This is a genomic window from Chloroflexus sp. MS-CIW-1, from assembly GCF_030444705.1.
Lineage (GTDB): Bacteria > Chloroflexota > Chloroflexia > Chloroflexales > Chloroflexaceae > Chloroflexus.
This window is the reverse complement of the sequence record NZ_JAUBWR010000003.1, coordinates 71474-95759: the sequence shown is the minus strand read 5'-3', so window position 1 is coordinate 95759 and position 24286 is coordinate 71474. Positions and strand designations below refer to the sequence as shown.

The following is a 24286-nucleotide window of genomic DNA, read 5'->3' as shown; positions in this document are numbered from 1 at the left end:
GCGGCCCTCACCCCCAGCCCCGCTCCCGCGCTGCGGGTGGCCCTCACCCCCAACCCCTCTCCCGCGCTGCGGGAGAGGGGTGTTCCTCACCCCCGGCCCCTCTCCCGCGCTGCGGGAGAGGGGTGATCTAGTTCGTGAACTCGGTATCGTTAAAGACGCAGGATCGCTACTGCTACGCTCAACTCCCCCTTTCTCTACCCGTATGGGAGCGGAAGGAAGCTAGGGGGTAGGCGAGAGGGCACCTCCCCCCTTCCTCTCCGGCAGCGTGGGAGAGGAAGGGGGGCTGGGGGGAAGGTGAGGGAGCACCCTCCCCCCTTCCTCTCCCGCAGCGTGGGAGAGGAAGGGGGGCTGGGGGGAAGGTGAGGGGGTGCCGACACCGCACGTCACAGATCCATCGCTTGCTGCATCGAGGGCGATTGGCGCTGTTCGTACATCAACCGCGCAATCTCGCTCCAGCTCTGCACCAGCGCGTTGTAGGCAAAGGCTTCATCCGGGCGTTTTTTGCGCTCGCAGATGGTGTAGAGCCGGTAGGCCAGTTCGCGCGCCACGTCGGCTCGACTGCCCAGCTTCGCTGCCAACGCCGCCGCCGCCAGTTCACCCCCGTCGTTCAGCACCCGGATCAGATGATGGACGGCTTCCCAATGCGTGACCCGGCTATCACCGGCCGGGTCCCAATGGGACGGGAGGTCCTTCGGTGCGAGCAGGCGCACCTTGCCCCGTTTCGCTTCAACCATCCCGGCAGCGACCAGCCCCTCGACGCTGGTGTTCTTGGCTTTCGAGAGCGTCTCGGCCACGCCGTACTCGCCTTCGGCAAAGCCATACTGCTCGAACCAGGCCAGCGCCCACCGGGTGTCGGCGTCGAAGTCGCTCTCCTGCTCGGCCAGTACCTCGTCGAGCACCTGGTTGATCAGGGTCAGCGCTTCGCGCACCCGCACCGGCGTGCCCTGGGCATCAACCACGCGGGCAGAGCGGGTATAGATGGCCATCCCCGGCCCGATGGCGGCCTGCGCCAGGTCGACCGGCGCGATGTTGGCGTGTTGCAGTGCGGCCAGCGCCGCTGGCAGTTCGGCCTTGAGTGCGGCAAGAAACTCGCGGCGGGTGGCGATGGGCGCATCCGCCGGACGGGGCCGACAGACCAGCACGATGCTGGAGGTGAGGGCGTTGGTGTTCATAGCAATCTGTCGTGTTCTCATCTCAGTATGCATCGGCCAGGTACCGGTGATGGCAAAGCCAGCCTGGATGACCGCTTCCAGGAAGGTTTCCCAGCCGGTGGAGGAGGGAGCGGAGCGGAGGGAGGAGGGTGGGTCGGGATCACCCAGTTCACCTGTCGCGCTCTCGTCTCGCTGCGCTTCCCGCACTTCGTGCTGTTTGAAGGCGTAGTAGATGGTGACCGGGAAGGCAGGGTGGGCCTGCTCGGCCAGGTTGTGCAACGCACGGGTCATCCCGTCCATGAAAAACCGCTCGGCGGCCGGTTTGCTGCCGTGACGGTAGGGGGTGGCGACTAGCTCCTCGGCTTTAGGGGTGGAGAGGGTGGCATAGAGGTCGGGAAAGATCGGTCGAAGCGTGCGACGCAGCCAGACGTAGAAGAAGTCGGACAGGTCGGCGTAGCCGATGTTGTCGTAGTAGGGTGGGTCAGTGGAAATCACTTTTCCTGAACTGATCGTTTGTGATTGTGCATCAACTTGGTCTGCGAACCCTGACGCTGAAGCGTTCATCAAGTTTAAAGGATCGCATGCATAAAACACCGCCGCTTCTATACTTCCTGTGGCAGATGCCAAGAAATTTGGCTCAGCAAAATCCCAAATCATTGGAAGAGCCTGTCGTCCAAAACAGTGTTGTGCTTTCTCCCCAACCCCATTCCACCGCACAAGATTGTTTCCAGTCATTGCGAGTCGGTCAAGCGCCAACGCCAAATACACCCCCACGGCCTGGGCATAGGCGGTCGCGCCGGTACCGCCATCGTTCAGTCCGACACCATCGTCCGGCAGTCCTGCGGCCTGGGCATCTCGTCTGACGCACTCCATCGCCTCCCCCACCAGGTCGGCAAAGGTGGTTAATGCCACCAGTTGGCGCGGGGTGAAGAGGTCGCCGTAGGTTTCCATCCCATACAGCGGCATCTGGTCGCGGGCCTTCCCGTGTAATGGCAGATCGGGCTTCCACGTCGGCTGTGCGCTGCGCGCTATCGCCTCGTGCTCGGCAGTCGGCGGCAGGTAGACCCGGCCCCGTGATCCTTCGGCGACGATCGCCAGCATCCGCGCCCCCATCCGCCCCGCTTGCCCTTCGGCCTTGATGTAGTCGCCTGCAATCGGCGCGCCCGACAGCAGGCAGCGGAAGTTGGCGCCGCGGACAAGCTTCGTGCCCTGCTTCGCCCACTCCGGCGGTTTGCCCACGCGCACCGTGAAGTGGTAGGTGTCCCCTGCCACCACGGGTTCGACATACGCCTCGTGACCGGGTTTGCTGGACAGGATGAACGTCGTGACCAGCGGCACCTCGACGTGGGCAAAGGCCGGATTGGGACTGCGCACGGTGCGCGCCCACAGCCAGGCAATCACCGTGAGCTGCTGCCCGATCAGCGACCGCAGGTCGGCACGGTCTGCCGCCAACTCCGCAGTGATGGTGATCGGCGGGTACAGATGCCCGATCCGCCGCTGCGCCTGTTCCCGCATCCACTGCCCGTAATAGCGCACGTCGGCCGCCAGGCCCTGCACGCCATGCCAGGAGTTCAGATCAAGCCGCTGGCGATCCTGCGGATTGACCGGCAGGCAGTCGCGGAACCGCGGCGGAATCTCGATCATTGCCTTATTGATCGTCACCGCCACCGGGTTGAGGTCGCTGGCGTAGGCCGCCAGCCCCAAGCGTTGCGCCTCGAGCGGGATGGACCCGCCACCGGCAAACGGATCGTGTACCCCCGGCAGCGGCGGGATCTGTCCGGTACGGATGGCCTCAGCGATCTCGTCGTCGGACAGGCGTTCTGCCGCCGTTCCGCCCAGGCAGTGCCGCGCCCAACTTCGGCGGATTTCGCAGCGGGCGCGCTCGAGCACCTCCTCATTGGTAGTGTTTTCCCACTGCACCAATTCCTTGAGGATGGCGAACAGCCGTTCCCGCTCGCGCTGTTGGGCCTCTGCGGTCGGGAACAGCTCCGGCCAAGCCGACGGGTCGTCGACCAGTTGGGCAAAGAGGACGGCGCGGGCAGCCGCCAGCGGGCGACGCGCCCACCACAGATGCAAGGTGGAGGGATGGCCGTGGCGGATGGACTTTTCGCGGGCGCTGGCCGCGTTGATGGCGTCGAGCGGCAGGGCGACTTCGATGAGTTTCTTGCGCGAACGAATGTGGTTCATAGCGGGTGCTCTCCGCGGCTACAAAGGTCGGCGACGTGGTAGGTGACACTCGTGACTCCAAAGTCGGGTTCACGGCGGAAGGGACGGCGCACATAGCGCACGGCGGTGCTGCCGTCGGGTTGGAACATGACAATGGCAAGGATATAGTTGTCAGGTTTGTTCAGTGCGGTCAGAATCTCATTCCGGGTGACCGTGATCGTATCGGCGTCGGCGGTTCGACCCTTCACTTCAATAAACCGCAGCGCACCCGTCGCCGGATGAAGACTTTCAATGTCGTAGCCAAGGCGCTCTGTTTCCCGGTCGGAGGGTTCGTATCCCAACCGACGTTCGATGTCCATCACGATGGCGCGAGCGTGCGCAGCAACTGCCTGCGTATCCACCGGCTGGAGTGGCGACAGCAGCGGACGGCCGGTGATCGCGGCAATCAGACCCAGCGGCACGATTACGGCTCCGCCAACGAGAACCGGCGGGAGGGGAAAAATCTGTTCTTCGCGGTCAAGTTCGGCCATCCGTCGTTCCAAGCGCGCCTGCAGATCATCGGCGCGTTTCCGCGCCTCTTGGGAGTTGAGCCGTGCATTCCGCTTCCCCGCCTGTTCCTGGAGTTTCAGCTCTTCGGCCCGATGATCCCAATATGCTATCTCCTTGGTCAAACGATCACGCACCGCAGCGCGAGTCTTCTCGATCCAGGCAATGCGACGATCACGCACGTCGCGGAGATGCTCAGGAACCAGCCGGGAAATGGCATCATTCATCACCTGCTGTTCCAGCTCACGGCCGATCCACTTCAGTTCAGGACGCGCCAGCAGTGTAGCGGCATCGGGTTCATCCTCGGCGAGCGGGCGGTAGTCGAGGTAGGGTGCGTTCTGAAGGAGGCGGCTCCGCCCGTGCGCATCGATCTCGACGAAGAGCATGCGACGTGAGATCGTGCGCCGTTCGCCAGACGGGAGCAGGCTGGCGTCTTGAATGGCATGCTCGAGAACGAAGAGGACATGCGGTTCCGTTCCGACATCTCGTTCATCGACCAGAATCGCACCGCGTTTCAGCACGTCACGATGCTGTTCCAGGGTTAGATCAATCACCGCATCGAGGAGCGGATGGCCGGGGCAGACAAACGCGGCCAGCGGTCGGCCCGGAGGATTGATGAGGTCCTTCTCAAAGCAGATACGCTCATAGCGCTCGAGGACCGAATCTCTCACCCCGATCTGCCGATCGCGCCTGCGCACCAATGGCGGGACACGGGTAATTTCATAGCGCCGCGACTCCCGCTCGCGCACCACGCCGCCGAGCCGACGAAAGGCAGCGAGGAAGAAGGACTCGATGTAGTGTGGTTGCAGTCGGCGCGCCTCGGCGCGTTCCATCTCTTCACGGATGCGGATCACCCGACTCACGTCCATCACGTCGTGGGCTAATGCCCGCTCCTCGAGCAACGATTGCAATCGTTCCTTATCCACTGCGTCCTCAACGACGCGCGAAAGACGGGCGCGTACCTCCGGTTGGTCGCCGTAGCGGATCGCCTCGATCATCAGATCGCGCAAGGGCTTGCCATCAAATTGGAGCTTCCCAAGGACATCGAACACCTGACCGCCAAGCGCTCGCCGGGCCTCGTCGAGCTTGTCCAGCAAGCGCCGGTACACATCGCCCTCGCGGGTTTCATCGGCCACCAGGTTCCACAAATGACAGACCTCCGTCTGACCAATGCGATGAATGCGTCCAAAACGCTGCTCGAGACGATTGGGGTTCCAGGGGAGATCGTAATTGATCATGAGGTGCGCCCGCTGCAAGTTGATACCCTCACCCGCAGCGTCGGTCGCCAGCAAGACACGCACGTCTGGGTCGTTGAGGAAGAGTTCCTGCGCCTTTCGTCGCTCTTCGCGCCCCATACCGCCATGAATGACCACGACTGCGTTAGGCCGACCAAACAGACTGCCGATCTTCTGGTGCAAATAGGTCAACGTATCGCGATGTTCGGTGAAGATAACCAATTTTTGATGTGGCGAAGGGGTTGGCTTTGGAACGGTTCCTGCATCATACGGTGGTGATGTCTCGGTGATCCGAGTCGCCAACGCTGCGGGCGTAAATATGGTACCCAGCAGGTTCGACAACTCCTGCCACTTGGTATCCCGTCCGCTCCGGCGCACCTGGTTGGCGAGCTGCTCCAGGCGGTTCAATGCCGCGATTTCGCGCTGGAGTTCTGTTATCGTCTGTGCAGCGGTGGCCTGATCGAGAATCTCTTCTTCGACCTGCGCCAGCTCGTTGTCCGGTGCATCTTCGAGGTCTTCAATATCTTCGGTCGAGAGATCACGAAGGTTTGGGGAAACAATCGTTGCCCGCTGCGCCAACTCCAACTCACGCAGGCGTCGTTCCAACCGCTCGCGCCTTCGGCGCAACGACTGATAGATCGCCTCTGGCGAGGAAGCCAGCCGGCGCTGCAAGATCGTCAGCGCAAACCCCACCGTCCCTGCCCGGGTATCGTTCTGCAACGCTTCGGCGCGGTTGAACTCTTCACGCACGTAGGTCGTCACCTCGCGGTAGAGAAGCGCCTCTTCGGGCGAGAGTTTGTATGGCACCGTGTAGGCTATCCGCTCTGGGAAGAGCGGTGTCCCATCGAAGGTGAGCAGTTTCTCTTTAACCATGCGCCGCATCAGATCGGAGACATCAACCTGATGCACCCCATCACGGAAGCGCCCCTCGAAGCGATCACCATCGAGGAGGGCCAGAAAGAGCTGAAAATCTTCCTCCTTCCCGTTGTGCGGTGTCGCTGTCATCAAGAGCAAATGGCGGGTAAGGCCGGAAACGAGCTGACCCAGCCGGTAGCGCTTCGTGTACTTGATTTCACCGCCGAAAAAGCTGGCCGAGAGCTTGTGGGCCTCATCGATCACCACCAGGTCGTAGCGGTTATCCGGCGCCGCGAGTTTCGCCTGAACGTCCTCGTTGCGCGCCAGTTTATCGAGGCGAGCAATCACCAGATGGTTCTCCAGGAACCAGTTGCCGGTGCGAGCGGCTTCGAGCTTATCGTTGGTCAGAATCTCGAAGGGCAGGTGGAAGCGACGGTCAAGTTCATCCTGCCACTGCTCAACCAGGTTACCGGGGCAGATAATCAGACAGCGCTGGAGATCACCACGGGCGATCAGCTCCTTGATCAGGAGTCCAGCCATAATCGTCTTCCCCGCGCCGGGATCGTCGGCCAGCAAAAAGCGCAGTGGCTGGCGTGGCAGCATCAGCTCGTAGACGGCGGTAATCTGATGGGGGAGCGGATCCACCAGCGAGGTATGCACTGCCAGCAGTGGATCGAACAGATGCGCGAGCCGGATGCGATGGGCTTCGGCGACCAGCCGGAACAGCGTGCCATCGCCATCAAACGCCCACGGGCGCCCCTGCTCAACCAGCGCGAGATTGGGTTCGTCGCTGCGGAAGAGCAGTCGATCGGCGACACGCCCGTTTGGCTCACGATACACGAGGGTCAGTGCATCGGATCCATGCCACTGAACACTGACCACCGTAACCGTGACGTTGGGCAAGATACCGCGGAGGAGTGCATCAGGTTGAATATCTTCCAGGCGTGCCATATACATCAGCGCATGCGATGGTCACGACACGGCGACCATCGTATACGAACCTCCTTTCCGAAAGCTATCATAACGAGATGGGAACAGGACCACCAATACATGCACCATCACTCATCAAACTCGCACGTCGTGAACTTCAGCGTTCGACCATTCTCGAGCACGATGCGCACAATCTGGTCGGAAAAGCCCTTTGGCGACCTGGCCTCAATTTCAAGCGTGACAGTGACGTCGGTGCCTACTTGTCCGATGAGGTGCGCGATCACTTCCTCGGCAATCCGACCGGCATCGCGACCGACCCGATTGGGATCAAGGCGGACCGAGCCGTAGAAGCGATGTGGTGTGGATGGTGCCGGGCGAGGGGGCGGCGGTGAATCCGACGGAAGCGGGGTCGGATGGGACGGCAGCGGATGGGTCGTCGGGGGCAGATCACGCTGCACGACCTCGGCCGGACGTGCGGCCTGGGCATCGGCGTCCAGTTGCCGACGGGCGATATCCGGTTTGACGATGACTCCGGCATCATCAACGGTGAGCGTGATCCGCTCACCGGCGCGTAGCCCGACATACCGCTGCGTCTGCTCGTCGTAGCGTTCGGCATAGGCAAAGGTCTCTGTAACCCAGGTGAGTGAGGCAATCCCATCCTGAATGGCGGCGATCAGCACCTCTGGCATCGTCAGTCGCGGCAGATAGATGTAGGTCGCAAAGTCCTCTACGAGCTGCCGCACCGTCACGTGATCGCCTCGCCAGAGCGGTATCTGATCCAGGTAGCGGCGCAGAATGGTCGATCCCAGCCGAGTCAGAACCAGCTCCTCGTGTTGCAATCGCTTGAAGGCACGAACGGCCAGCGCACCGTCTCCGCTGAGACGAATAGCTTGCCACGTGATCGGGGATTGCGGCGTCGCTTGTTCGGGAACCAGCAGCCAGCAATAGACTTCCGGCAAGCGGGCTTCCACAGTCTGCCTGGCGCTCTTGTGTTGGTTCTCGGCCTGCTTGACCTGAAACGGAGTAAGGTTCAGCGTCTCTTTCTCATTCAGGATCGACTCCCAGGCTAGGAATGTGCGCAGCGCCCCGTCGAGGTCTGGGAGCCGCGCCTTGTCGGCGGCGAGGAAGACCAGCGTATTGCGGTAGTGACGCGGCGCCGACCCACGCGACTCGAGCAAAGTACGTGCGGTTTGCTCGGCAGCATTCCCCGTCCCTTTGCTGTACGGATGATCGGTTGACAGGATCACCAGACGAGTTTCGAGATCGTCTGGTACATCGGCACCTGAACGCGGCAGCAAATGCACCCGTGAGAAACCTCCCATTGCACGTGCGTACTCACGCAGGTACTTTTCCAGCTCCATGGCCACGGCATCTGGATTGTGGCGAAGTTGTTCGGCGCGATCTTCGGCCATTTTGGTGACCGTCGGCTGGGTATCGTACCAGTAATGGGTTCCATCCTGGTACAGGTACGTTGCGGTTGCGGCGAGTCGGCGCAGCGCATCACCGAAGACAGAGGGCGACTCACCCGGCATGACGCAGCCGAGCTTGATCCGGCGTTCCTCCAATCCGCGCCGGGTCACCGCCGACTTCGGGGCCGAACCGAGGTAGATCGTCCGCGCCACGCGCCGCGTTGCCGACACTTTGCCCAGATTAGACACCTCGCGGTCGATGCTCAGTGGCAGTGCATTCGGGCCGTCAACATCCTTCTGAATAATCGGCGCCCAGTTGTCGGAAAGGTAGCGCGTCAGTTCAAACTGCACCCGCGAATCGTCGATAGGAATCGTCGATGGCAGGATCAGCGGACTGCGGTCACCTTTTTCCCATAGGCAGTGAATCACCGCCGCCATCAGACGCAAGACGCCACGGGTGCGCTGGAACTTGACCAGCGTTGACCAGTCTTCGTAGAGGCGGTCAAAAATCTCAGGATGGATCGGGTACGCCTCCTTGATCCGTCGTTCGTACTCTGTGTTGCGACACTCCGGCGGGAACTCAGCGGCATGAGTCGTGTACAACTCGGCAAACGCCCGCGCCGTCACATCACGATACTTGAAGGCCTCTGGACCGGCGAGCGGTTGGAACAACCGGCGGCGCACGATCTCGAAGCCCTCTTCGGCGGTTGCCGGACGCCACGACGACTCGACACGCCCGACAACGTTCCGCAGCCGATCCAGTGCTTCACGACCACGGATCCCGCCGACTTCCACATCATCGACCGGTGAGGAGGTTGCTGTATCAGAAGCCGGCAGCGAGATGACCAGTAAACAGCGATTCGCAAGTTTTGCCGACTCGGTCAGCGCCTGCGCAAAGGTGAACTGCGTCTCGAAACTTCCTCCCGGCAAGTCGCTCTGGTCGTGGAGCTGGCGGGCATACGCAACCCATTCGTCAATCAGGATGAGACACGGGCCATGGGCATTGAACAACTCACGCAGCCGGTCACCGGGGTTGGTGGCGCGTTCGTCGTCGTGAGCAATCCGGGCATAGGCATCTGGGCCGCCAAGCTGATACGCTAGCTCTCCCCACAGAGTCCGCACGACCGTCCCATCGGGTTTGACCGTTGGGTTGCCGGGCGATAGTTTATTGCCGACCAACACCACCCGCCGCACCTTTGGTAACTCCGTCACACTGGCCTCGGTGAGCACCGTATCCACACCGGGCAACTCCGCAGGACGATACCCGGAAAAGAGATGATACAGCGCCAGCATCGAGTGGGTCTTCCCGCCGCCGAAGTTGGTCTGCAACTGCACCACCGGATCGCCGTCCTTGCCCGTGAGTCGCTTGACGGCGCCCACAAGTAATCGCTTCAGGCTCTCGGTCACATAGGTACGACGGAAAAACTCTATCGGATCGCGATACTCGTCACTCCCTTCACCGAGATGCACCTGCCACAGATCGGCAGCAAACTCGGCCTGCTGGTAGCGTCCGCTGGCCACATCGGGATGCGGCGTCACGACCTCGCGCCAAGGCTTGAGCATGCCACTGGCCGCAGCCTCGATCAGCGAGCCGCCCGCCTTGCGCTTTTCGCTCCGCACCTGCTCGTCAAATCGGACCCGGAGCAGATCAAACTTCATGCGTTCGATCTCATCAGCCTGCACCGTGGCGGAAACCGCCGCAAGCAATCGGGCTGCTGAGTCAAGCGCCCGGTAGGTATCGTCAGTTGAGAACGACTCCTGGTGTGCCCATTTGTTGCGCCACTCGCGCAGCTCACTGACCAGACTACGTTCGGTAAATCCTAGGGTCTTACGAAACACCTCATTCCACTGCTCCCACATGATCTTCAGCAGTGCCGCAGTATCGAGATGAGGGGTATCATCGTCACGCCAGGCCAGCTCATTGCGCCAGGTACTGGTGACGGTCGTCACCCAATATTTGCCGTAGTGATTCTGCAACTCACGCTCGATGAAGGGTTGTAGCCCCTGACGCAGCAGTTCGAGTGCTTTCCCGATCCGTTCCTGGTTGGTGATGGCCATGTATTCCTCCTTGTGAGCAGCGAGTGGCAAGGTGAGTCATTAGGATTTGAACAGCACGGGAACAGGGGCGAACGCATCCTCCCGGCGGATATTCTGCAAGAGCGAGACGCCAGCATGCCAGAGGGCGATGATGGCGAAACCTCCTTCCTTACCTTAAACCTTCCTCCATATCTCGTACTTTTCTCGTACCAGCACATTATATAAAAGAAATATACTACCTGCCAACGCTGAATGGAACCCGATAGCCGACCTGTAGAGCACGGTGCGCCTGGTAGGGTATAGTACCACTGTGACCATACCACCCGCGTCTGTCGTTCCGCCGCCACTGTGGGGATAGGGATGTATCGCATCGTTTGGTCTCACAGTGGCCGTGGCAGGTGGCAACTACCACGATGGGGTAGATCGGCGGCCAGCGTTTCTCCAGCACCGTTGTGTTTCTCGCAGAACGGTACGGCGACAATCATCCCTGATTGGCTGCTCCCTTCACCGCATGGCGCGGAGTGGCGCTACAGCCCATTCGGACTGCGTCTGGGGGTTTCGTGCACCCACCCTCCTGCGTCGACGAACGGAACGGTGTGAACGGATGTGGGCGGTACGGCACGCGGGTGGCGCGATGAGAGCTGGTTCTTCGTGCCAGAAGTAGTATAAGCTGGTACAAGTCCCGCAATTGCTACTGACAACGATGACCGATCAGATGGCGATCCAGGTTAACGTTCATCTCCAGAACCGATTCCCCTCAGTGCTTGACAAACGACCTCACCTGTCGCATCATAAGAGCGTGAAAAATAGCACGATCTCGCACAAAAGCCGCACATTTCGGCGATTATATCGATTGGGCGAACGGGGGATTCACACCCTTGCCGTTCTGGTCGTGATTGAGCTAGGGTTCCTTAGCCCGCTGAGCTGTGTCATACATTGTTTCATTCACGACCTTCTGCGCGAGCGTAACTCGGCCGGTGTTTTTCTCTGCAACGTCCCATCATCATCTACGACGCTTGATCACGAGTTGCCGACATCGTCGCCTATCGAAACCGTGCGACCACGGGCGGTTTTTGAAACGCTGCCACCGGCGCAAGTAACTGCTCTTGTGATCATCGTTGTGATACTGCTGTTTCATTTGTCTTCCCCCTCACTTTTACCCAGACTCTCCTGTGATCCTCCGACACCGCCACCGCGCACCCTCCCAATTTTCCTGGCTGCTTGATTGTTTAAACCCTGGCTTAGACGTTGTCGGTCTTTCTTTGGGATAGGTGTGTTTAGGTGAACAAGGAGGACACCGATGAATCGCTTGAGTGCATGGCTGTTTACCCTGTTTATGATCGCTGTCATCACCGGCTGCGGTGGTGGTAATCAGGCCACTTCGTCATCAACCTCGGCATCAGCCAACGAACTGCCGGCAGCGCTCCGTGACACTTCGATCTCGGCCAAAGGCGATGTCCAGAAAGGGAAAGAAGTTTTCGGTCAGTGTACTGCCTGTCATACCACCACGAAAGAAGTGCTTGTTGGGCCAGGACTGGCCGGTGTACTCAGCCCCAGTGGCCCGTCGTTACCTAAAGGAGTAGATTACAAAGGTCGGTTGCCAAACGGTAAAGAGCGAAGCGAAGCCAATATCGCCGAATGGATTCGCACTGGCGGCAGTGGTCGGATCGGGTACATGCCACCACATGACCTTACCGACCAGCAGATGGCTGATCTGATGGCTTACTTACGTACCCTGAAGTAACCTGCGACCAACCGGCGACGATCCTGATGATCGCCGCCGGTTGTGCTTTGTCACCCGTCAGGAAACGATATGCAGCGCTCTTTCCTAATTGGATTGGCTGGCCTCTTTATCCTTTTCTACTTTGCGCTGGTACAAGCAGACTACTTAGTTAACAGCGCCGTACAACTGATCCGACCATTTCACCAACCCACTGCACCGATTTACGAGCTACTTCACGTGATCGACCATCAAGATCAATCGGCGATTCGCAATGTTGCTGGTCAGCTTCGTCAACCGGCTGCACTCCATCTGCTAAGCAAAGCCTGGCAACAGGCTCAACAACCACCGATCATCGTCTTAGGGCCGTACCGGTCTCCTGCGTTTCCACTCCCCGGTGCCGAGCTGGTGATCCCACTTCGCCTGACCTGTCACCACGGGAATGCACAGTTTGCGGTCACGGTCACCTTCACCGTACAAGGTTGGCAGGTCTCTGACATCCGGTTGCCCTATTCCAACCCCTAGGACGATAACCGCAGGTGTGAAACCAACTGAACCGCAGCTGACCTGCGTCGCAGCGTCGGTTGCGGTTCAGAGTATAATACGCAGAAACAACAGTTACCGCCGTCCAGAACATAAGGAACAATCATGGCAGAGCTACGCGATTTCCTCGAAATTCCCTATGAGCAGTTGGAAGAGCTGAACTTGAGCGTCAAGCGCCAGCGCCTGGCCAGAGTCTCGCTAGAGGTGATGCGCGAAGAACGGATGCGCTACCTGACCGATGAGCGCCGGATCAAGGCGGTCACCGTCTGTTTTACCGATCTCGAAGGCCGGTTGCACATGCTCGATTACGACAAAAAGTTTCTGTTGACTTCGGCTGACAACCTCACCTTTGACGGCTCATCGGTACGAGGCTTCTCGGTACAGGCCGAATCGGATCTGCGGCTCGCGATTGACTGGTCAGCCTTCTACTGGCTACCGGCTGATATTTTTGGGCCGGGGAAGGTGCTGGTATTTGGGTATGTGCTCAATCAAGATGGTACGTCTTACGAAGCCGATATGCGTGGACGGCTGCACCGCTACGTGAATGAACTGTACCAGCGTGATGGTCTCACCTGTAACGTCGCGACCGAGATCGAAGGGTTCTTGTTCAAAGGTCGCAATGCCGAACAGCGCTTCCGTGAAACCGGTGAGTTTACGATGGTCAGCACCGGTGGCTACTACCACTCGCTACCCGGCGATCCGCTCCGTCAGTTTATCGATATGGCGGCAGAAGCGCAGCGGGCAATGGGGTTTGAGAACGAGAAAGATCATCCAGAGGTAGCGCCATCGCAGTTTGAGATGAACTACAGCTACACCGAAGCCACGATTGCTGCCGACCAGATTCTCCTGTACAAGTTGATCTGTCGTCAGGTAGCCAGCAAGCTCGATATGACGGCCTGTTTCTTACCCAAGCCCGTTACCGGTGTGAATGGTAATGGAATGCACACGAACATCTCGCTATCGCGTCAGGGCGTCAATCTCTTCTACGATGCCAATGGCCCTGAACAACTTTCAGAACTGTCCTGGAGATTCATTGATCGCATTCTCAATAGTGCTCAGGATCTCTGTTTGATCTTGAATTCGAGCGTCAACGCATACCGACGGCTCGATCCTCATTTCGAGGCACCCAATCAGATCAAAGCCTCACCGACTGACCGCGGCTCGATGATCCGCATTCCGATCGGCAACGTTCGTTCGGCCCGGATCGAGGTGCGCTCAATTGCTCCTGATGCCAACCCCTATATGGCGATCTATGCCTTACTGCGCACCGGTCTTGAAGGACCACTACCAACTACTGATGTTCGTAATGGTACAGCAACCCTTCCCGACAACATCTACGACGCCATTACCAACTTCCGCCAGAGTGCATTCATGGCAAGTATTCTCGGTGAAGGGGTACACAGCCGGTTTGCCGATCTCAAGCTGATCGTTGCCGACCGTTGTCCGCGGAAGTTAGGGACACTGATCAAGCGTGCCGAAGTGCAATTTCACCACGAAGTAACGAATCAGTACTTGTGGAGCCGGTTTTAAATACTGCCTGACGATGTGCAAAAGGGAACGCGATGGCGCGATCCCTTTTTCTTGATCCTGATAATAAATACAAAGGGGTATTACAACGCCACAATTGCCGCAGCTAGCACGAAGCAGTACCAGTACGTGTACATCATGTACGAGACGTGATCGGCATGAGGGTTACGAAGCAACAACACTCGACCGCCAATCACCACGCAAAGCGCTGCAAGCAGAACATCAAGTAGCAGTGTACCGGCACTGAGACCTGTTGGGACAAAGAGGGCAATGTGTGAGAGCACTGCCAGCAATATGAAAGCAATTGCAACAAATATGCGGGTAGGCCACTCACCAAACACGATTGGCATGGTACGGCGTCGGTTCATCCGATCTCCTTCTATGTCACGTAGGTCTTGCAACGATGCGTTTGACAACAACGTAATCGCAGGCACCAGTAACCATGTCCAGGCTTCCAGTGTTAATGGTCGTACCATTTGCCATGCGGCTGCTAATTGCGCGATTGCACCGAGCACCATCGAAAGGTTCTTCAGCCAATAATGACGGGCCCAATGACCAAAGTTGTGTAGTGTCAGTGTGACTTGCCACAGCAAGGTCCATTCCAGTACCCCTAACCACCAGCCGAGCAGCGAGAATAATCCCATTGCGATCACCCAGCGGATGAAGGCACCTTGCCGCGACACGAGTCCTTGCACGAGCGGTCGATCCGGTTTGTTCAGGCGATCCTCGGCCTCACCGGCCAATTGGTTAGAGATGCAAAAGCAGATGCAGTAGAGCCAAAAATAGATAGCACCCCAGAAAATGAGATTTGGCAAGGTGCTCCAATTGAGCTGATCACTGTGCCAGGCCGCCAGTAAGAAGAGTAATCCTGGAATGACCGTTGCTGAAATGTCGTAACGAGTGAACCGCCAATAGAGGATCATTTCCGAGCGGATGAAATCGAGCCAGCGGAATGATTTGATAGCCGGAAAACTGACTGAAGTGTGCATTGTTGGCTCCTGAAAACGTGAAGTGTTGCTCTTAGAATACATCGTAGATGATACTAGCTGTACAATGTTTTTTCAACTGTTTTCAGCAATGATTTGTACGAGAATGTTTTGCCAAAACGAATGAACTCAATCGCAACGGTCTTCCTCTATAAAGGCACCTGTCCACCTTCTGACTCGTTTGGAAGAATATACGAGAAAGCTTTGTGCTTCCGTATCCTATAGTTTCAGGGTGTCAGTCTTTCGATAAGACACAGTAGACACCTCTTACGATGACAATGGTACTTAACACAGAACAGATATACTTGTAAGACCGTCAACTGATACCATTTGCTCAGCAGTATAGCATAGGCGTTAGCTTGTCGATACAGAATGTTGCGAAGAGTCTATTTGTTTTTATTCTACAAAGCCGTATAATTTACGATATATCTCTGGCTAAAAAGGTTACAAACAGGGGCGCGCCATGAGTAACACACAACCGTCGCTTGAACAACTATACCGGCAAATCGTCCGAACAGTTGCCCTTGGCACGTTGATAATTGCACTTATTGCTTTCGTTGTTTCACTAGTGGCCTACCTCGTTAGCCAGAGCATTTTCATTGTTGTCATCCTGACAATCACAGTGATTACTATCATTGGTTGTAGCCTGACCTTACTTTTACTGGTCCGTAATTATCAACTCTGGCAGGCAATTGCAACGTTTGGGATCATGGTCATTAGCTGTGAGGTAGCAATTGCTGTTTGGCTCTCTGAAATAAGCCTGTCTGTCGTACCATTTCTCTCTGTTATTATCTTATTAGCAGGATTGCAAGGGAACCGAGCTTTCTCAATCATCACTTTACTTGTCTGTATCGGAGCAGCAATTCCAATCATAACCTTTAACCAATCGCCTAATGGGTTGCGTATCGATCCTCATTTAGTAACTTTTTTAGAAGCAAGCAGTATTACCGCTCTATTCATCGCCCTTTGGGCCTTTCTCGACCGCATCCTTGCCGCTCAAATGCAGGCATTGCAGATTGCTGAACAGCGTGCGGAAGAGGCTGAAGCTGCTCGGAATACGGCAGAGACTGCCCGCCAGGAGATTGAACGGCGTGCACTCGAGCAGCAACGATTGCTTGAACTGGTTGCTGTTCTTGAGTTGCCGGTATTGACGATTGACGAACGAGTTTTGCTGGTGCCCCTGGTTGGACACCTCGACAGTCGGCGGGCCGAGGCGTTGCGCCAGCGGGTGCTGAAGGTTGTTGCCGAACGTCGTGCTCAGGCAGTGATTATTGATGTTAGCGGCATCACGATTATCGACACGGCAGTTGCCAGAGCTTTGATTGATACCGCTACAGCGATTCGGTTACTCGGTGCGCGCACGCTGATCAGTGGCATTGGTCCTGCGGTGGCGCAAACGTTGGTTCATCTCAATATCGGTCTGGAAGAGGTAGTAACGGCGCCGAATCCTGAGGCTGCCCTCCGACTCGCCCGTGCTACGGTTGGTGTGTAATCGGTTACAGGATATACCCGGTTATGACTGTACCTTCGTCTGGAATATGTCATCTCGCTCAGTATTGACACCTTCCCCGACGATCCCACAGCAAGCCTTTGCTCACCGTGTGTATCCTAGTAAGGATGCAGGGCTTTTCAGCATAAGAGCCTCTTTGAAATATCCTGTCACAGAAGCAGATCGTTTAGTGTGCAGCGGCGCTGCGCCTGTACACAGTGATGCGTCGGTCGGAGCGGTATCCGTTGCACCGCTATCCGCCAGGACGATGGCCATAGGATGCACCTGATGGCGGCGCTGTTGGGTGAACCGTGTGGGCACGGCAACCGGTCGGAGTGAGGCAGCGCTTCTCCCTACAAGAGTTGTCCACGACGATGGGCATTGAACCGGTGATACCGAATGTTGTCGCATTTTAGGGAGATGATGTGTTCGGATGGTACATCAATCTAACCGGGAGCGTCCTGCTGACCGGTGCAACCACGCTATCCCCCTCGCTGGCGCGGGATAGCGCAGATGGACGGCGTGGACCCTCGCTCTGTCCGCCCCGCGTGCGCCTGCTGACCGGTGCAACCGCGCTGTCCCCCCTGCTGGCGCGAGACAGCGCAAATGAGCGGCGTGGAACCTCGCTCTGTCCGCCCCTTGTACTCCTGCTGGCCGGTGCAACCGCGCTATCCCCTCTGCTGGCGCGAGACCGCGCAAATGAGCGGCGTGGAACCTCGCTCTGTCCGCCCTGCGTGCGCCTGCTGACCGGTGAAAAGCGCCATCCTCCCAGCCGACGTGGGACAGCGCGGGTAGACGGCGTGGAACCTCGCCCCGTCACACCCGCGTGCGCCTGCTGAACGAGGAAAACTAGCGCGCCGTCTGTAGGTCAGAGCCGCTCACGGTCGTCACACCTGCGCGTCCCTGCCGACCAGGAAAAAACGTTTACCTCCTCTATCGGTGAACCTTCTCGCCTTGATGAAGGCTAGAACGGAATGTCCTCGTCGTCAATCGGTTGTGGCTGGTTCCGTGATGGTATCTTACTCGCTGGTGTACGGGCTGGGGGAGGAGTATTGGCCGGGCGTGAGTTTGCCGGTGGTGGGATACGGCGTACCGTCTCATCAACCGGCTCTTCGTATGATGGTTCGACATCAGGAACAGGGCCACGCTCACCTTTCGGGGAGAGAATGATCATATCTTGAGCAATGACCTCGGTGGTGTACCGATCCTGACCGTCGCGGTCGGTCCACTTGCGGGTCTGGAGGCGACCCTCGATATAGACGCGGGTTCCTTTGGTGAGGTATTGATTGCAGATTTCACCGAGCTTGTCCCACGCGACAATGCGGAACCACTCGGTCTCTTCGTGGGTGTTGCCATCTTTGTCGCGCCACGTGCGGTTGCTCGCCACTCGGAAGGTCGTTACTGCGCTTCCCTGAGCAGTGTAACGCATTTCCGGATCGGCGCCGAGATGACCCGTTAGTTGTACCTTGTTTAGATCCTTTGCCATGTCAACCCTCCTCGTCTCTCGTGTGTTATCGTCCCATCTGTACCGAACCGAGCGAGAGCTTTCCCGCACGATCTCGAACTATTGTGCGAATTATAGCATACCGCTCGCTCCTTCGTCAAGGTTTTTTGCTTGAACATTTTGGGTCTTTTCGAGGTTTTCAGGATACATGCTGTAGATTACGCCTCGCTCCCTCACCTTCCCCGGCCCTTTTCCTCTTCTACAAGGGGGAGGAAGGGGAAGGTTGAGGCGTGAACCCGCCCTGATGACTTGCTGATAGGAGCAACGGTGGGTGTCAGCCGCATACCGGAGGCGGCGGGCCGGAGGCGTGCGCACCTAAAGGCAATCGTGTGAGGGGCGCCTGTCCTCAAGGGTGGGTCTCGATTGAACGACGGGTGTCAGCCGCATACCGGAGGAGACGGGCCGGAGGCTCGCGCACCGGCCCGTGCACCTAAGGGCAATCGTGTGGGTCGGGCATCGCCGTAGGGATGTGAAATACGTTCATTGGCGAAAACGGCCAGAAAAGCCCAGCTTTACATATAATCTTGACAAACCCTGTAACTCAAATTACACTTTAGCTATCTACGCACTCACATTCCCCTTTATATTGCGCAAACGTTAGGAGTTATCAGTGACAAGTGAGAATCAGCGTCTTCCCTCTCTCTTCAATCTGATCAAAAACACACTGGCGCCAGACGTGCAACCATTTATGGCCAGTAAAGCGACGCTGGTCGATCTTAGTCACACCCTCGAGGATTGTATTCTGCGCAATCAATTACCTGCGGTGATCTTTACCGGTTTCCAGGAAAGCAGTCACTGGCGTAAAGAGACCCAACGCTACCTGGAATTGGCGAATATCGCTAGCACGATCTGTATTTTCGCCGGTGGTAAACCCCCGGTTCCAGAGGAGCGTCATATCGCGGTCACTCTTGCTGCCGATGATCCGTTGCGTCAAGAGTGGTTTTTGCTCGTATTGACTGAATGGTTTTGCGCCGTGTTGTGCGGGCTTGATAACCAGATTCCCGTTGAGCGCGAAGCCGATCGCAGCTTTGCTACGCTCCTTACTTTTCAGCCTGAAGTTGTCTCAAATGTGCTTGATGTACTCATTCCGGTTGTAGAACGATATCAGCCTGATCGTGCGGCTGAATTGGCCTATGCGCGTACTCAATTTCCCCCACGTGCGCCAATAGGACCGTACCTGACCCAAATTGTCGCTGAGATTGTTGCCCATATGCAGCGACGTTACGATCAACAACGGCAGTTGGTGGCCGAAGTACAGGCTCTTGCCGAACGTCAGGGTACACTCGAGGAGACTATCGCCCAAGTCGGCGCACCGGTTGTCCCACTGTTTGAAGGTGTGTTGTTGCTTCCGCTCATTGGGAGCATCGACTCTCGCCGTTCCCAATACATTATGGAACATCTGTTATCGGGTATTGCCGAACACATGGCCGACGTGGTTATTATCGATATTACCGGTGTGCCAATGGTTGATACGGCGGTAGCCAATCATCTGCTACAGACGGTTCGCGCTGCACGGTTGCTGGGTGCGCAAATTATTATTACCGGTATTCGGGCCACTATTGCGCAAACAATGATTGGACTTGGTATCGATCTCGGTGACGTTCGTAGTCGGGGGACGCTGCGCGAAGGCATTATTACTGCACTTGAGATACTTGGTATGGAGATACGTCCACGGCGTTAACCGACCTGCCTGATTACAACAAGAGGTGTCCGTCCTCTCAGGGAGTACGTCGGCGATTGCTTGTAATAGTACGGCATATCTCGGATTTCCCCCTGTGATGTCAACTGTACTACAATTTGGCATCTCTACAACAAAACAAGAGGACAACGCTGTAAAGGTTTTTGAAGGTTTCATCCGACCTAGCGCAAGATTCGCGTGGAAGGCAGTGCATGTTGTAGACGCGGTTGACCTTCACTTTAGCCATCCTTTCCACTCCTGATTTCTCACACACTTAGCTGAACGCGCAGGTCAGGCGCCATCGTCAGCGAACGGGTGATATTCGTCGGTGTTGATCCATCGTTGAACAAGCCGACAACGCCGAAAAGCTCTGCATTGCTGTCGCTCGCGATCGCAAGAGGTACCGTCTCTGGTATAATCGCTCTAAATGTATTTGTTATACCGACGTTTACACAAACTATGCATGTAGACAGGAGCGATCATGTCAGCCAGGATGGAATATCGCTTTGCCCGTCGGCTTGCTTCGCTTGAGGCTTCGGCTACGGCGGCAATGACGGCGCGTGTTGCCCAAATGCGGGCGGCCGGCATTAAGGTGATCTCGTTTAGTGTTGGTGAACCAGACTTCGACACCCCCGAGCCGATCAAGCAGGCTGCAATTGCCGGTATTCATGCCAACCATACGCACTATACGCCTACCGGTGGTACGATTGAGTTGCGTAAGGCGATTGCTGCCCGTGTTAGTGCCGATCAAGGGCTGAGCTACGGAATTGGTCAGGTGACGGTGACGACCGGTGCGAAAGAGGCCCTCTACCTTGCGTTTCAGGCGCTCTGCGATGAGGGTGATGAAGCGGTTATTCCTGCACCATACTGGGTAAGTTATGTGGAACAGGCGAAGCTGGCCGGTGCGACCCCCGTGACGCCTCAGACAACTGAACAGACCGGTTTTAAGCTGACTCCTGATCAATTGCGTGCCAGCTTGAGCGAACGAACGCGGATTGTGGTACTCAATTCGCCTTCAAATCCGACCGGTGCGGTGTACAGCGCCGAAGAGCTGGCTGCATTGGCGGCAGTGTTGCGCGATCATCCGGCGATTATCATTACCGATGAGATTTATGATGCGATTTCGTATGTGCCTTACGCACGTCTGTTACGTATAGCCCCTGATCTCGCCGAACGCACGTTGGTCGTTAATGGTGCAGCCAAAGCGTATGCAATGACCGGCTGGCGTGTTGGCTATGTTGCCGGTCCACAACCGATTATCGAGGCGATCAAGGCAATTCAGAGTCACACTAGTACCCACACCTCTAGCATCTCGCAAGATGCAGCCCTGGCCGCCTACACGCCCAATCCGGCTATCGAAGCTACGGTTGCCGCAATGACGGCTGAGTTCCGGCGGCGTCGCGATCTGATCCTCAGTCTCCTGGCTGACATTCCCGGTATTACCTGCACGGTTCCCGATGGTGCGTTCTACGTTTTCCCCAACGTGAGTGCGCTGCTCAACCGACCACTGCGCAACGGGAAGGTCTGCACTACCAGCGACGAGCTGAATCTCTATCTGCTCGAAGAGGCGCATATTGCCTGTGTGGCCGGTGAAGCCTTTGGTGCGCCCGGTTATCTACGCTTGTCGTATGCGACTGGCAGTGATGAGATTCGAGTTGGTATGCAGCGATTCCGCGATGCCGTACTCGGCGGCGATCGTGCCTGATGGCAACAGATGGGCGGCTCGGCCAACCGGAGCCGCCCTTGCGAACTGTTATGACCATTGATCATCACGCTGATCATACCCTTCCTGACCCGGCTATGCTCGCCGGTCGACGCATTATCGTGGTTGGTGACATTACACTCGACGAATATCTGTACGGTCGAGCGACCCGGCTTTCCCGCGAGGCGCCGGTTCCAGTGCTCGAATTTCTGCGCCGTGAGACGATTCTTGGTGGAGCTGCCAATCCGGCACGTAACATCGTTGCCCTCGGCTCGCAGGCCAGTTTAGTGGCGATTGTTGGCGATGATGCAGAAGGAGAGCATTTGCGCACCCTGCTGCGGGCGGCTGGGGTTGATGATCGAGGGGTGATTACGCTGCCTCAGCGGACTACGACTCGTAAAACTCGCATTCTAGCTGATGCTGCGCCACGCTTACCCCAACAGATCGCTCGGCTCGATTACCTCGACCGGCGTCCTTTATCATCAGATTCCGAAGCGCTGATTATCGCAGCGTTGGCCGATCACCTGCCTGATGCCGATGCCGTTATCTGTTCCGATTATCAGCTCGGTTTGCTTACCCCGCGCGTCGTAGAGGCAATTCGTACTCTGTGTCAGCAGCATGGTGTTCTGTTTGCCGTTGACGCGCAGGGGAATTCACATTATTACCATCACGCCGACCTCTTTCGCTGTAACGATGCCGAAGCTGCTGCGGCATTAGGCACATCACTGACAGATGAAGGAGCGCTGACAGTCGGGGTGATTCGTCTCTACCAAGAACTGGCTGCCCGGCTGGTTATTGTGACGCGGGGGCCAGCAGGATTAGTGCTTGTCGGCGATGATGAGCCATGTCAACACATCCCTGCCTACCACGTGAGCGAAGTCTTTGATACGACCGGTGCCGGTGATACCTTCATTGCAGTTGCAACGCTGGCGCTTGCTGCCGGTTGTCGCGGTCGTACTGCGGCGGCGCTGGCTAATATTGCAGCAGCGCTCGTAGTACGTCGTTTGGGGAATGCCGTTGTCACGCCCGAAGAGTTGCGTGCTGCCATTATGACCGATAATCGTTCTGGTATTCCGCGGTAGGTGTGGGAAGGTTCCTTTTCGGGTTCGGGGTAAAGTGAGAGGAAAGGAAGCGTTCTCATCCCGAGCCGATCTTACGCGGATGCCTGTAACGCTGGCATGCTTTGGCCATCTTGCCGATAATGTCTGGCGCTGAGCAGGCTAGTGTTCTCCCCCGCGCTCCTCGCGAGCGAGGGCCTGGGGGATGAATATAGAGTACTGATACGTCAGACGATGGCTTCTGGCTATGCCCTGCAAAGAGCAGGATAGCGAATCACATGCCCCCGCACGGAATAGGGATCGCTGAAGCACGAGGTGACGTTCGTTGGTTTCGCTCTGCTGTTGAACCGTTCGGTTATTGAACGCAACCCGAAGCTGAGAACGCCGAAAAGCCCCCGCTCTTAGTTAATCGTATTGAGTCGTTTAAATGCGCTGATCGCCTCGTCTTCAGTTTGATAAATCTCGGCGTACTGAGCAAGACCTACCATGCGAAAGATTTTTTGGAAGTGCGGCGATAACCCGCTCACTGCTAAACGCTGCCCGTTCTGATTAACTTCTGTCACGATGCCGATCAGGATGGCAATACCGGCGCTGTTGATATAATCGTTTTGGCGAAAATTGAAAAGAATGTAGCGAGCACCTTTGTCTGTTACCTGGCGATACGCATTATTGATCTTCTCTTCAGCAAATGTCGTCACATCACCTATTAAATCAATGACGGCGACGCCATCACGGTGGCGGATATTCACAGTTAACTCGTCTTCCAACATGGAGCGCTCCTTATTTAGCAAGTCTTTCAGTAAGCTCAGGACGTATGGATCCCTGAACGAGGATCACGATAAAAGACGAGACGGATACAAGTTCCGAACGTTGGGTCAGCGGCGATGCTCACTTCATCTGATAGCGCGACGATCAACTTAAGACCTAGGCCACGGCGTGAAGGGTAGGGCATTGAGAACCATTCTACCGGTTTTCCGGGCAATGTCGGTGGCAATTCTCCTTCATCACAAACTGCAATAACCAGCGATTGCTCGTCAACAGTACAGCAGACCCGAACTCTGCGATGCGGATCGGAGCCGTTACCATGTTCAATCGCGTTTGTACATGCCTCGCACAATACCGTCTTGACATCTTCGATTCGGTCAGGTGGTAGCCCATACCGTTGCGCGAAAGAGGCCACCGCATCACGCACAACAACTTCGTAGCCAAGAACGCTGGGAATGATAAGCTGCATAGCTGCCTGGCCTATGGTTTGATAACCGGTGGTCGTTCAAGATGTACAACCATCCGAACCTGATTGCCACTACCTGGGGCAAAAGAAAACTCGACTTCGTCCATTAATTCACGGATCAGCCATATTCCCCATCCCCCTTTATCTGCCCGCTGAAACGCATCGGTAATGCGTGGTTGCAAGAAAGTTTGAGCTGGATCGAGTACCTTTCGTCCTTGATCGGCTACACTAATGATGAGTTCATCGGTTCGTATTGTCAGGACGACCACTACCTTCATTGCCGCGTCGGCCTGATTGCCGTGTTCGATGGCATTGGTTACTGCCTCACCGATGGCCGTGCGTAACGCATCGATTCGCTCAGGGGTGAAGCCCATGCGCCTTGCCAGTGAAGCCGCAGTATCCATCGCAATTCGCTCGTACCCCAACCGACTCGGCAGGCGCATTTCGATGATCTGTTCTGTCGCGCCATCTGCCTCGCTCATGCTTTCCATCCTGTTTGATGGATGAATGCCGATAATA

Annotated in this window: 16 protein-coding genes; 8 read left to right on the top strand and 8 right to left on the bottom strand. The window is 57.0% G+C overall.

The annotated features are described in order from the left end of the window. Positions 1-383: 383 nt before the first annotated feature. The 3 genes from QTO31_RS17525 to QTO31_RS17515 form a co-directional block, all read right to left on the bottom strand. The gene (locus tag QTO31_RS17525) at positions 384-3338 is read right to left on the bottom strand and encodes a DUF1156 domain-containing protein (protein ID WP_301430382.1); all 2955 of its coding nucleotides are present in this window, start codon (positions 3336-3338) and stop codon (positions 384-386) included. After that, positions 3335-6904, bottom strand: a complete 3570-nt coding sequence (locus tag QTO31_RS17520) for a helicase-related protein (protein ID WP_301430381.1) — start codon at positions 6902-6904, stop codon at positions 3335-3337. Before QTO31_RS17520 ends, QTO31_RS17525 begins: the two co-directional genes overlap by 4 nt. Before the next feature lie 107 nt (positions 6905-7011). After that, positions 7012-10350, bottom strand: coding sequence for a Swt1 family HEPN domain-containing protein (locus tag QTO31_RS17515; protein WP_301430380.1), 3339 nt, complete (start codon positions 10348-10350; stop codon positions 7012-7014). Positions 10351-11044: 694 nt separating this feature from the next. Here QTO31_RS17515 and QTO31_RS17510 point away from each other — a divergent pair. The 4 genes from QTO31_RS17510 to QTO31_RS17495 all read left to right on the top strand — a co-directional run bounded on the left by QTO31_RS17510 (position 11045) and on the right by QTO31_RS17495 (position 14122). Then, positions 11045-11554: a hypothetical protein gene (locus tag QTO31_RS17510; RefSeq protein ID WP_301430379.1), complete on the top strand. Its 510-nt coding sequence runs from the start codon at positions 11045-11047 to the stop codon at positions 11552-11554. Between the two features lie 75 nt (positions 11555-11629). After that, entirely contained in the window at positions 11630-12073 is a 444-nt protein-coding gene (locus tag QTO31_RS17505) for a c-type cytochrome (RefSeq protein ID WP_301430377.1), read from the top strand. A gap of 69 nt (positions 12074-12142) precedes the next feature. Further along, complete coding sequence (locus tag QTO31_RS17500; protein ID WP_301430375.1) at positions 12143-12574, top strand: hypothetical protein; 432 nt, start codon at positions 12143-12145, stop codon at positions 12572-12574. A gap of 123 nt (positions 12575-12697) precedes the next feature. Next, positions 12698-14122: a glutamine synthetase family protein gene (locus QTO31_RS17495; protein ID WP_301430372.1), complete on the top strand. Its 1425-nt coding sequence runs from the start codon at positions 12698-12700 to the stop codon at positions 14120-14122. A gap of 80 nt (positions 14123-14202) precedes the next feature. Here the strand turns inward: QTO31_RS17495 and QTO31_RS17490 are convergent, their stop codons facing one another. Then, the gene (locus QTO31_RS17490; RefSeq protein ID WP_301430371.1) at positions 14203-15108 is read right to left on the bottom strand and encodes a UbiA family prenyltransferase; all 906 of its coding nucleotides are present in this window, start codon (positions 15106-15108) and stop codon (positions 14203-14205) included. 460 nt (positions 15109-15568) lie between these two features. Between QTO31_RS17490 and QTO31_RS17485 the strand changes: the two genes are divergently transcribed. After that, positions 15569-16597 carry an STAS domain-containing protein gene (locus tag QTO31_RS17485; protein ID WP_301430370.1) on the top strand — a complete coding sequence of 343 codons (1029 nt, stop codon included), beginning with the start codon at positions 15569-15571 and terminating at the stop codon, positions 16595-16597. A gap of 961 nt (positions 16598-17558) precedes the next feature. On the opposite strand, the gene QTO31_RS17480 is transcribed toward QTO31_RS17485, so the two are convergent. Next, positions 17559-18080 carry a single-stranded DNA-binding protein gene (locus tag QTO31_RS17480; RefSeq protein WP_031461418.1) on the bottom strand — a complete coding sequence of 174 codons (522 nt, stop codon included), beginning with the start codon at positions 18078-18080 and terminating at the stop codon, positions 17559-17561. 628 nt (positions 18081-18708) lie between these two features. Here QTO31_RS17480 and QTO31_RS17475 point away from each other — a divergent pair. The 3 genes from QTO31_RS17475 to QTO31_RS17465 all read left to right on the top strand — a co-directional run bounded on the left by QTO31_RS17475 (position 18709) and on the right by QTO31_RS17465 (position 22560). Next, positions 18709-19779, top strand: a complete 1071-nt coding sequence (locus QTO31_RS17475; RefSeq protein WP_301430368.1) for a DICT sensory domain-containing protein — start codon at positions 18709-18711, stop codon at positions 19777-19779. Between the two features lie 478 nt (positions 19780-20257). Further along, on the top strand, positions 20258-21481 hold the full coding sequence (locus QTO31_RS17470) for a pyridoxal phosphate-dependent aminotransferase (protein ID WP_031460902.1): 1224 nt from the start codon (positions 20258-20260) through the stop codon (positions 21479-21481). Between the two features lie 50 nt (positions 21482-21531). Continuing rightward, positions 21532-22560 (top strand): bifunctional ADP-heptose synthase, encoded by a 1029-nt coding sequence (locus tag QTO31_RS17465; RefSeq protein ID WP_301430367.1) that lies wholly within the window; start codon positions 21532-21534, stop codon positions 22558-22560. A gap of 377 nt (positions 22561-22937) precedes the next feature. On the opposite strand, the gene QTO31_RS17460 is transcribed toward QTO31_RS17465, so the two are convergent. From QTO31_RS17460 to QTO31_RS17450, 3 genes are read right to left on the bottom strand one after another with little or no spacing between them, the layout of a single operon-like run. After that, positions 22938-23306 carry an STAS domain-containing protein gene (locus QTO31_RS17460; RefSeq protein ID WP_031460900.1) on the bottom strand — a complete coding sequence of 123 codons (369 nt, stop codon included), beginning with the start codon at positions 23304-23306 and terminating at the stop codon, positions 22938-22940. A 35-nt stretch (positions 23307-23341) separates the two neighbouring features. After that, positions 23342-23770 (bottom strand): ATP-binding protein, encoded by a 429-nt coding sequence (locus QTO31_RS17455; protein WP_301430364.1) that lies wholly within the window; start codon positions 23768-23770, stop codon positions 23342-23344. A gap of 11 nt (positions 23771-23781) precedes the next feature. Then, positions 23782-24249: an ATP-binding protein gene (locus QTO31_RS17450; RefSeq protein WP_031460898.1), complete on the bottom strand. Its 468-nt coding sequence runs from the start codon at positions 24247-24249 to the stop codon at positions 23782-23784. Positions 24250-24286: the final 37 nt, after the last annotated feature.